The sequence below is a fragment of the Desulfococcus sp. genome (assembly GCF_041737845.1).
Taxonomy (GTDB): Bacteria; Desulfobacterota; Desulfobacteria; order Desulfobacterales; family Desulfococcaceae; genus Desulfococcus.
In genome coordinates this window covers 1-2468 of the sequence record NZ_JBGSQX010000166.1, presented here as the reverse complement: position 1 = coordinate 2468, position 2468 = coordinate 1, and the positions used below count along the sequence as shown (strand labels likewise).

The 2468-nt window shown below is 66.9% G+C and carries 3 protein-coding genes; all 3 read left to right on the top strand.

Features of this window, described 5'->3' with window-relative positions; translation table 11 throughout:
- A partial coding sequence (locus ACEW8N_RS20595) for an ABC transporter permease (protein WP_373501750.1) occupies positions 1–918 on the top strand: 918 nt, incomplete at its 5' end.
- A 37-nt stretch (positions 919–955) separates the two neighbouring features.
- Positions 956–1639, top strand: coding sequence for an ABC transporter ATP-binding protein (locus ACEW8N_RS20590; RefSeq protein ID WP_373501749.1), 684 nt, complete (start codon positions 956–958; stop codon positions 1637–1639).
- A partial coding sequence (locus ACEW8N_RS20585) for a hypothetical protein (RefSeq protein WP_373501748.1) occupies positions 1636–2468 on the top strand: 833 nt, incomplete at its 3' end. The genes ACEW8N_RS20590 and ACEW8N_RS20585, both read left to right, overlap by 4 nt.

The following is a 2468-nucleotide window of genomic DNA, read 5'->3' as shown; positions in this document are numbered from 1 at the left end:
GCCGTCGCCGGAAACGCCCGCCACTCGGCCGGCGTGACCCTGGTGGGGATCGAGGCGGCGCGGGAGGCCGGGGTCTCCTTCATCGGGTCCGCGGTGGCCGAAGGACGCCAACTGGCCGCCGATGACCCCTACGGCATCCTTGTGGGCCGGGCGTTCATCGAGAAATTCGAGACCCGCGTGGGGCGGAAACTGGTCCTCATGGCCCAGGCCGCGGACGGGGAGATGGCCTCCCGGGCCTTCACCATCGTCGGCGTCTTCCGGGCGGAGTTGGAGGCCACGGAAAAGCAGTTCGTCTTCGTCTCCCTTTCGGCGGCGCAGGAGATGCTGGGACTGGCGCAGGGCCTCTCCGAGATTGCCGTCCTCCTGCCCGACGGCGTCGATCCGGACCCGGTCGCAGGCGCTCTGCGGGCGCAGCTTCCGGACCGCTATGAGGTCCATACCTGGGGGGAACTCCTGCCCATGCTCACCGCCTACATCGGGATGAACGACACCTTTACGGCCATCTGGTACCTGGTCGTCTTCATCGCCATGGGATTCGGGATCGTGAACACCCTGCTCATGGCGGTCTTCGAGCGGATGCGGGAGTTCGGGCTCCTGAGGGCCCTGGGGATGAAGCCCGGGGGGATCGTTCGGGAGGTGCTGGCGGAATCCGCCCTCCTGCTGGTCATCGGCATGGCGGCGGGGAATGCCGCGGCCTTCGCCGCTGTCGCGGCCCTGGCGGAAAACGGCATCGACCTCTCGGCCTTTGCCGCGGGGATGGAATACGCGGGGATGCCCCGGGTGATCTATCCGGCATTGGCCTGGAAGAGCGCCGTTGAGGCCGACCTCACGGTCTGGGTCCTGGGGCTTGCGGTCAGCCTCTATCCCGCCCTCAAGGCGGCCCGGATCACGCCGGTGGAGGCGATGGCAAGGTATTGAGGCTGCAGGCGATGGGCGATAGGGGAGGAAGGCACCCATGGACATGGTGATATGCAGGGATGTGGTCAAGACCTATCGGCAGGGAAAGATCGATGTGCCGGCCCTGAGGGGGATCAGCCTCTCGGTGGAGAAGGGCGAATTCATGGCCCTGGCCGGCCCCTCGGGGTCGGGAAAGACCACGGTCCTCAACCTCATCGGCGGCCTGGATGTGCCCGATGCCGGGGAGATCATCGTGGACGGCCGGAATTTCAGCCGCATGAGCCCGTCCAGCCTCGCGGAGCTGCGCCTCTACCGGATCGGGTTCGTCTTCCAGTCCTACAACCTGATCCCCGTCCTGTCGGCCGTTGAAAACGTGGAGTACGTGATGCTGCTCCAGGGGGTGCCGTCCGGGGAGCGCCGGGATCGGGCCAGGGCCGTCCTGGACGAGGTGGGGCTCTCCGGCATGTACGGCCGAAGGCCGGCCGAGCTCTCCGGGGGCCAGCAGCAGCGGGTGGCCGTGGCCCGGGCAATTGTCGCGAACCCGGCCATCGTGCTGGCCGACGAGCCCACCGCCAACCTCGACTCCGAAAGCGGCAAGAGCCTCCTTGCGATCATGAAGGAGATGAACGAGAAAAAGGAGGTGACCTTCGTCTTCTCCACCCACGACGAACGGGTCATGGACCAGGCCCGGCGGTTGGTGCTGATCCGGGACGGCCGCGTGGCCGACGATATCCGGAAGTGAGGTCTGACCTGGCTGGAGGGCAACCACGGGGGGTTGCCCCTACGTGCCGGCCCCTTGTCTGGATCGGGATTCTTGCCGTCCTGTGCCTTGCCCCCGGGCTTGCAGCGTCCGGCGAAGATCCCGGCGAAGAGCGCTTCATCGCCTGGGGAGGGCATTTCCGGGCGCGGGCGGCGGTTTCCCGGCCGGACGACGAGAGCCTCTATCAATGGGTCGGGACCGGGACCTACCTGGACGGATCCGGCGAATTCCGGCTCAAGAACCAGCTTTTTTTCGGGGACTGGGGCAGCTTTGAAACCCACTACGAAGCCGTTCTGGTGGGTGGAGACACCTGGCGGAAGGGGCGGGAACTGCGGGATCTCACCGGCGTGAGTTCAGGCGGCGGCCTCTTCTCGCCGGAGATCCGGGCCATTTCCGATGACCGGCGCCTGATGGACCTCACCCATGTGGTCGCGGACGGCGCGGACGGGGCGCTCTACCATCGCCTCGACCGCCTCTTCCTGACCGTTGACCGGCCGTGGGGAAATTTTCGGCTCGGCCGCCAGGCCGTGACCTGGGGAAACGGGATGCTTTTCAACCCCATGGACCTCTTCAACCCCTTCGCCCCCACCGACGTCGTCCGGGATTACAAGGTGGGGGACGACATGGCCCTGGCCCTTCTGCCGGCCGGAGAGAACGGCGATTTTCAGGTGATCGGCGTGCCGCGGCGAAACCCTGAAAACGGCGCGGTGGAATGGGACGAATCCGCCGTGGGGGCCAAGCTCCGCCTCCCGTCGGGGACGACCGAATGGACGCTCATGCTCGCCGAAAACCACGACAACACCGTGGTCGG

Coding starts and splice junctions, on each gene's coding strand:
- ACEW8N_RS20590 (WP_373501749.1), top strand. CDS start 956: ATGGACATGGTGATATGCAGGGATGTGGTCAAGACCTATCGGCAGGGA.